We start from the raw sequence: 7,186 nt of genomic DNA on the forward strand, positions 1-7,186 counted from the left end.
TCGACCAACAAGCAGTCACACCAGAAAATCAGCTTCCCAAAAAGAAAGCACCTGAAGCTAAGCCAGAACAACCTAAAGAAAATAAATCCAAAGACCGACCAAAAGCAGACCGTGAAAAAGCGGAAAAAGCTCCAAGCCGGCCTCCTAAAAGAGAAAACGTAAAAGTGAAGAACAGCAAAAAAGAGGAAGAACTATCTTCCGAAGAACTATTGGAGTCCTTTAATATTGAAGTGGATGAAAGTGTAACTTCTTTTGACTCGGACAAAGGCAAGAAAGAAGACAAGCCAGAGAAAGAGGATAAAAGAAGAGAAAGAAAAGACGACAATACCCGTGAGCCAAAGTCCAAAGACAGGCCTGAAAGAGGTAACGAGGACGACAGAAGAAAGGACGACAGAAAGAGAAAAGAAAGCAACGTGAAGGACTTTGACGGGGTAATAGAAAACGAAGGTGTACTTGAGATCATGCAGGACGGCTATGGATTCCTTCGCTCTTCTGACTATAACTACCTTGCCAGCCCTGATGATATCTATGTTTCTCCTTCGCAGATCAAGTTATTTGGTCTTAAAACGGGAGATACGGTAAAGGGCCAGATCAGACCTCCAAAAGAAGGTGAAAAATATTTCGCTTTACTTAGAGTGGTAAGCGTAAACGGAAAAACCACTGAGGAAATTCGTGACCGTGTATCTTTTGAATACCTTACCCCACTCTTCCCTGAAGAAAAAATAAAACTAAGCACACGCCCTGACAACTACTCTACACGTATCCTTGACCTTTTTGCTCCTATAGGAAAAGGCCAAAGGGGTATGATCGTAGCGCAGCCTAAAACAGGTAAAACCGTGCTTTTGAAAACCATTGCAAATGCTATCGCAGAAAATCACCCTGAGTGCTACCTGATCATACTTCTGATCGATGAGCGCCCTGAAGAGGTTACTGACATGGCAAGAAGCGTAAAAGCCGAAGTAGTAGCTTCAACTTTCGATGAGCAGGCAGAAAGACATGTGAAAGTATCGAGCATGGTACTTGAAAAAGCCAAAAGAATGGTAGAGTGCGGTCATGATGTGGTTATCCTTCTGGATTCCATCACCAGGCTGGCCCGTGCTTATAACACTACCGTACCTTCATCAGGAAAAATATTGTCTGGTGGTGTGGATGCCAATGCCCTTCACAAACCTAAGAGATTCTTTGGTGCTGCCAGAAACGTAGAAAATGGTGGTTCTTTGACCATTATCGCTACAGCCCTGATAGAAACCGGTTCTAAAATGGACGAAGTTATCTTCGAAGAATTTAAAGGAACAGGTAACATGGAACTTCAGTTGGATAGAAAGCTGTCTAACAAACGTGTTTACCCTGCTATTGATGTTCCTGCATCAGGCACTCGTAGAGAAGATCTCCTTATGTCTGAGGAAGAACTTCAAAGAGTATGGATCCTGCGTAAGTTCATGTCTGACATGAACTCTAATGAGGCCATGGAATTCTTACTTTCAAAAATGAAAGGCACTCGTAACAATGAGGAGTTCCTGATCTCTATGAATGGATAATATTCGCGAGATAAATATTAAACGTACTGGGTTTAAGTAAACCCGATTCTATTAAGATGCCATCACGCACGCGCGATGGCATCTTTTTATTTACAATAAGCTCCCATGATATACTTTCTTCTGGCTCTTGCAGGATTGGTAGGTGGTTTTATAGCCGGACTCACAGGCATCGGCACGGGCTTTCTCATGATCGTGGTTATTCCGCTGGCCCTTCAATATATGGATATGCCAGATACAGAAATGGTTCGGTTCACTATTGCCAATACCATATTTGCCACCATGTGCTCAGCCTTTGTCAATAACCTTACCATGTGGAGAAAAAAGCAGGTCTACCTGAAAGATATGCTTTGGGTAACCGTAGCCGCAGTTATTTCAGCTTCACTGGTACTGCATTTTTTCGTATTGCGTGAAGAGTACTCCAAAGATGCTTACAACTTTATCATCATTATTTTCCTTGCCTATATCATCTACCGCACTATATACAAACTGCGTAAGCCTTTTCATTACGATGAAGTACAAAGCAAAGCAAGGTTAACCACTACAGGGGTAACTGCCGGTGTTGTTTCATCGGTTACCGGCCTGGGAGGTGGGTCCATCATCATTCCCATGCTCAACCTTTGGCTTAAGATGGATATTAAAAAGGCTAAATCAATATCCTTCGGGGCAATATTTGGTATTTCCTTTATACTCACCATTATTAACCTGTTCAATACGCCTACGTCAAGTGTCCCATACGCACACCTGGGATATATTTTACTTCCGGTTGCCATTCCTCTTTCCATAGGAGTAATTATTGCTTCACCATTAGGCACCAGTCTTAGCGACAGATTGTCCAGCCGCACCATTTCCATAGTTTTTATCATAGTTATATCGCTGGTACTTTTGCGGAAAGTATTTGAGCTCTGGGGTTAAAAAACCTTTTGTTAGCAAATTCTGTTTTGTTGGTGTTACTGATTAACTTTGAAAAAACGCGAAAATTATGAGTTTCTTATTTTCAGATTTCAAAGGTTGGAAAGCCTATTGTGAAGAGCACAACATGAATCTTTTTGAGCCTGTACTCGAGTACGAAAAGGACCAGAAAAACCGTGATGCGCAACAGGTGTGGGAAGGACTGGGCAAAGCCTATGATGTCATGAAAAATGCAGTAGAAACAGGGCTAAAAGAAGATATGACTTCTCGATCAGGGATGATCAACAACGGCGCAAAAAAAGTTTACAAGCATAATCTTACTGTACTCTCCAAAGAATTTCAAAACCTGATTTCCCGTGCACTTGCTGCCAAAGAAGTGAATTCATGCATGGGCAGGATTGTGGCTGCGCCCACCGCGGGTGCTTCAGGCATATTGCCAGGCACCTTATATACACTACAGGAAATCCATAACCTCCCTGACCGAAAAATACTGGAAGGTCTGCTGGTAGGGGCAGGCATAGCTTTGGTCATCGAGCAAAAAGCTTCACTGGCTGGGGCAGTAGGTGGTTGCCAGGCAGAAACAGGCAGTGCTGCTGCCATGGCGTCAGGCGCCATTGTGTATTGTCTTGGCGGTGATATGGACCAGGTGTTTAATGCCGTGGCCATAACCATACAGTGTATGCTTGGCCTGGTTTGTGACCCCGTGGCCGGACTGGTGGAAGTGCCTTGTGTCGTAAGAAATGCGAGTGCTGCTGCCATTGCCAACTCATCTGCACAAATAGCACTGGCCAATGTCAGCGGTGTAATCCCTGTCGATGAATGTGTGGATGCTATGGGTGAAGTAGGCCAAAGTATGGAAAACCGATACAAAGAAACCGCACTGGGAGGCCTGGCCGCGACAATAACCGGACAAAAAATATCCAAAAGCGTGTTGATCCAGGATATTGAAATGCTTCCTGACGAAGACCAGAAAGAACAGGACTAGTGTTAAGTTAACTCAACACTAACTTTTAAAAACAGAGATTACTTCCGGCCCCAGGGTGTATATCAGCACCGAAAAAACAGTTGACCAAAAGGCAGCACTCAGAAACATAGAAATAATAATTTCGCGTTTTGAGCTTCCGAAACTGGCAAGTAATATGGTTCCCCCGATGGGTGTCAGTAGCAATGGCGTCAAAAATGCAACACCGGGCAACCCGTATTTTTTCCAGATCACAACAAACTGCCGGTTTCTCCTGGTAAATTTCTTTCTCCTGGCAAACAGTTTAACAAGCAGCTTTTCCCGCAGCAATTTTCCCAGGAAGGTAAAAAGCAATACGCTGCTCATCATACCGGTGATGGTGATTACAATGGTGGATAATAAACTAAAGCCTCCTGCATATCCCAATGTAGGGCCGAAAATAAACTTTAGCATGGTTAATAAAATTATCGTAACGGCCTTCAATACCAATTCTTCCATTTCCAAATCAACCAGCTTCGCAAGTTATGTTATAACTGTATAGGTGTAAAAAATGTAAACAACAACTAAAATAATCCCTGATACCCTACCCATAGTCCTTTTATAAAGCATCATCGGTAGCACCAGAAGAGTAACCCCGATCATAGCTACCATGTCGTGCTTTATGATCGCTTCACTTACATGAATGTCTTTAATAATACTTGTTATGCCCAGTATAGAAAGGATGTTAAAGATATTCGACCCCATTAAATTACCCAGAGCCAAGTCTGTCTCCTTTTTAACAGAAGCCACTATAGAAGTAACCAGTTCAGGCAAGCTCGTTCCCAGGGCCAGAACAGTGATGCCTATGACCCGTTCGCTTACGCCTAAGAACATTGCCAGGTTTTTTGCTCCACCTACGAACCAATCAGCTCCAAAATACAAGCCCGCACATCCTACTACTATAAAAAATGCATCTTTACCCACATGTCTTGACGGAGCCACGTCTTCCATTTCCTGTTCAAGCGCTCGCTGTGCCTTCGTTTCCTTGCGTGACTTTCTAACAATAAAGACTGTATATACAACAAGAAGGACAATAAAAATGATCCCCTCATAGGTCTTGATCATCGCTGCGTCTTCCTTTACCACAAAGTAGAGCAGTAGCGAACTGCCCATGGTTACAGGCCAGTCAATTTTTATACTGTCAGAGTTAACTTTGATAACACCAATAATTGCAGTTACCCCCAGTACCAGGGCAAGGTTGCAAATATTTGACCCTACTACATTTCCCATAGTCATGTCAGGGCTGCCATCCAAGGCGGCTTTTACGCTGATAAGAAGCTCCGGTGCGGAAGTGCCAAAAGCCACAATAGTGAGACCGACCACCAGCGGGGATATATGTGCTCTTAATGCTATACTGGATGCGCCCTTTACAAGAAAGTCACCCCCTATAATGAGGACAAACAGGCCCACAACTAACATTAATATATTTGGCAGCATGTATAACTTATAATTTCGGTCCGAAACACAAATCTCCGGCATCACCAAGCCCAGGCACAATGTAGGATTTACTGTTTAGTTTTTCATCCAAAGCACCAGTCCAAATGGTATGTTCAACCTTCAACATCCTTGAAATATAGTCAATTCCTTCCGGTGCGGCAACAGCAGCAGCTATGTGAATATGACTCGGTTTACCATTATTAAGCAAATGGTTTATCGACTCTATAATAGACTTGCCCGTTGCCAGCATAGGGTCGACAATAATTACCACCTTATTATCTAACGATGGAGTAGCCATATATTCAAAATTGACTCCTATTTCTTCCCCTTCTTCCTTTCTGTAGGCACCTACAAAACCGACGTCTGCCTGATCAAAGGTTTCTAAAAAACCATCCGAAAAAGGGAGTGCCGCCCTGAGTATGGAAACTAATATCGGTTGCTCGGCCAACAAATCCACCTCCATAGTTCCCAGAGGAGTAGTAACCGTCTCCTTTTTATAGCTTAATGTCCTCGATATCTCATATGCCATGACGGCGCCTAACCTTCTAAGGTTGTTTCTGAATTTTGCACGGTCTTTCTGGATTTCTAAGTGCCTCATTTCATACAGGAAATGATTGGCTACTGAATTGGACTGGTTGAGTATTTTTAGCATTAAAAATTAAAGAAGCAGGATTAGAAAAAAATTAGGCCTATGATCAATTTTAAACCTAAATTTAACGAAAATTAAAAAATAACAATAGATTCCAATCTTTTAATAGCAATATTAATGAAGCCACATTTATCTGACATCAATTTGCTCAAACAACTATGTCAAATACATGCACCCTCAGGGAATGAATCAGGAATGAAAGACTTTATTCTGGATTATGTAGATCAAAAAAAAGATAAGTGGGTTTGCCAGCCGGAAGTTTTTCATGGGCCGGAGCTACAAGATTGTGTTGTTTTAAAATTTGGCTCACCCAAAACAGCAGCTTTTGCACACATGGATTCTATTGGTTTTACAGTACGTTATCAAAATCAACTGGTAGCTATAGGCGGCCCGGAAGTGCATAGTGGCTACAAATTAGTAGGCCAGGACAGTCTCGGGCCTATTGAATGTGAACTGGAGGTAAACAAGGACCATCAGCTATTCTATAAATTCGGCCGCGCTATTGACCGGGGCACCGACCTCGTGTTCAAATGTGAGTTTGAAGAGACCGATACGGAAATTACCAGTGGCTATCTCGATAACCGGCTAGGCGTATTCAACCTTTTAAAACTGGCTGAAACGCTGCAAAATGGTGTGCTGGTATTTAGCTGTTGGGAAGAGCACGGCGGCGGCTCCGTTCCTATGCTGGTGAAATTTATTTACGATAAGTGGCAAATTTCTCAGGGACTGATCTCTGACATTACCTGGGTAACTGATGGTGTGTATCCGGGCGAGGGCGTGGTTATATCTATGCGAGACCGGAACATCCCCCGAAAATCTTACATAAACCGTATCATTGAAATTGCCAACAGCTCAGATATACCCTATCAACTAGAGGTAGAGGCAAGTGGCTCCAGTGATGGCCGGGAGTTACAGATATCTCCCTATCCGTTTGACTGGTGTTTCATTGGTGCCCCTGAAGAAAATGTACATTCTCCTCAGGAAAAAGTAAACAAACACGATGTTATTTGTATGATTGATCTCTACAAAGTACTCATGGAGAATCTTTGATTTTTCCTTTTTGGGTTCCTATTCCAATATAATTTTTATATTTGCATGCCTTTTGTTCCACAGAAGGCATTTTTATTTTACTTATGGTAGTCAAAGACAAAGAGTTTGTAAAATTTATCAGTAGTGAAGAAATCACCGCAAAGATCCAGGGCCTGGCTGCCCGGATCAATAGTGATTATCATGACAAGAAACCCCTGTTTGTTGCTATTCTCAACGGGTCTTTCATGTTTGCTGCTGATCTTATGAAAGAAATTAATATTCCCTGCGAGATATCATTTGTTAAAGTTGCCTCTTACGAAGAAATGGAGAGCAGCGGTAATGTCAAGCAACTGATCGGCCTGAATGAGAACATTTTCAATAAGGACGTTATTATTATTGAAGACATTATCGATACCGGCCGGACGATAGCAAAAATACTGGAAGAATTCAGGTCCCTTGGGGCAAGTTCTACCGAAGTGGTTACACTTCTGCAGAAGCCCAAAACAAATGTATCAGGTGAAAAGTTAAAGTATATAGGCTTTGACATTCCTGAAAAATTTGTGGTAGGATATGGCCTGGATTATGATGGATTGGGGAGAAATTTAAAAGACATTTACCAACTCA

Annotated in this window: 8 protein-coding genes; 5 read left to right on the forward strand and 3 right to left on the reverse strand. The window is 42.5% G+C overall.

Annotated elements, in window-relative coordinates:
• The 3 genes from rho to sdaAA form a co-directional block, all read left to right on the forward strand.
• The coding region (gene rho, locus E1163_RS03955; RefSeq protein ID WP_155169686.1) for a transcription termination factor Rho at positions 1-1,538 on the forward strand (1,538 nt) is incomplete at its 5' end.
• Between the two features lie 105 nt (positions 1,539-1,643).
• Entirely contained in the window at positions 1,644-2,450 is an 807-nt protein-coding gene (locus E1163_RS03960; RefSeq protein ID WP_155169688.1) for a sulfite exporter TauE/SafE family protein, read from the forward strand.
• Positions 2,451-2,517: 67 nt separating this feature from the next.
• Entirely contained in the window at positions 2,518-3,432 is a 915-nt protein-coding gene (gene sdaAA / locus E1163_RS03965; RefSeq protein ID WP_155169691.1) for an L-serine ammonia-lyase, iron-sulfur-dependent, subunit alpha, read from the forward strand.
• 18 nt (positions 3,433-3,450) lie between these two features.
• Here the strand turns inward: sdaAA and E1163_RS03970 are convergent, their stop codons facing one another.
• From E1163_RS03970 to upp, 3 genes are all read right to left on the reverse strand, one after another.
• Complete coding sequence (locus E1163_RS03970) at positions 3,451-3,861, reverse strand: hypothetical protein (RefSeq protein WP_246223491.1); 411 nt, start codon at positions 3,859-3,861, stop codon at positions 3,451-3,453.
• Between the two features lie 69 nt (positions 3,862-3,930).
• On the reverse strand, positions 3,931-4,866 hold the full coding sequence (locus E1163_RS03975) for a calcium/sodium antiporter (protein ID WP_246223492.1): 936 nt from the start codon (positions 4,864-4,866) through the stop codon (positions 3,931-3,933).
• 25 nt (positions 4,867-4,891) lie between these two features.
• A complete protein-coding gene (gene upp, locus E1163_RS03980) occupies positions 4,892-5,536 on the reverse strand; it encodes a uracil phosphoribosyltransferase (protein WP_155169699.1) in 645 nt (214 codons plus the stop codon).
• Positions 5,537-5,650: 114 nt separating this feature from the next.
• Here upp and E1163_RS03985 point away from each other — a divergent pair, with 114 nt between their 5' ends.
• Both E1163_RS03985 and hpt read left to right on the forward strand, forming a co-directional pair.
• Complete coding sequence (locus E1163_RS03985; protein ID WP_155169702.1) at positions 5,651-6,583, forward strand: zinc-binding metallopeptidase family protein; 933 nt, start codon at positions 5,651-5,653, stop codon at positions 6,581-6,583.
• 83 nt (positions 6,584-6,666) lie between these two features.
• Positions 6,667-7,186, forward strand: a 520-nt coding sequence (gene hpt, locus E1163_RS03990; RefSeq protein ID WP_155169704.1) for a hypoxanthine phosphoribosyltransferase, incomplete at its 3' end; no start/stop codon positions are given.

The sequence above is a fragment of the Fulvivirga kasyanovii genome, from assembly GCF_009711405.1.
Lineage (GTDB): Bacteria > Bacteroidota > Bacteroidia > Cytophagales > Cyclobacteriaceae > Fulvivirga > Fulvivirga kasyanovii.

What these genes read in the sequence shown, in the direction of transcription:
- E1163_RS03970 (WP_246223491.1), bottom strand. Translation starts at nt 3,861, where the DNA reads ATGCTAAAGTTTATTTTCGGCCCTACATTGGGATATGCAGGAGGCTTT.
- E1163_RS03960 (WP_155169688.1), top strand. Translation starts at nt 1,644, where the DNA reads ATGATATACTTTCTTCTGGCTCTTGCAGGATTGGTAGGTGGTTTTATA.
- E1163_RS03985 (WP_155169702.1), top strand. Translation starts at nt 5,651, where the DNA reads ATGAAGCCACATTTATCTGACATCAATTTGCTCAAACAACTATGTCAA.
- sdaAA (WP_155169691.1), top strand. Translation starts at nt 2,518, where the DNA reads ATGAGTTTCTTATTTTCAGATTTCAAAGGTTGGAAAGCCTATTGTGAA.
- upp (WP_155169699.1), bottom strand. Translation starts at nt 5,536, where the DNA reads ATGCTAAAAATACTCAACCAGTCCAATTCAGTAGCCAATCATTTCCTG.
- E1163_RS03975 (WP_246223492.1), bottom strand. Translation starts at nt 4,866, where the DNA reads ATGTTAGTTGTGGGCCTGTTTGTCCTCATTATAGGGGGTGACTTTCTT.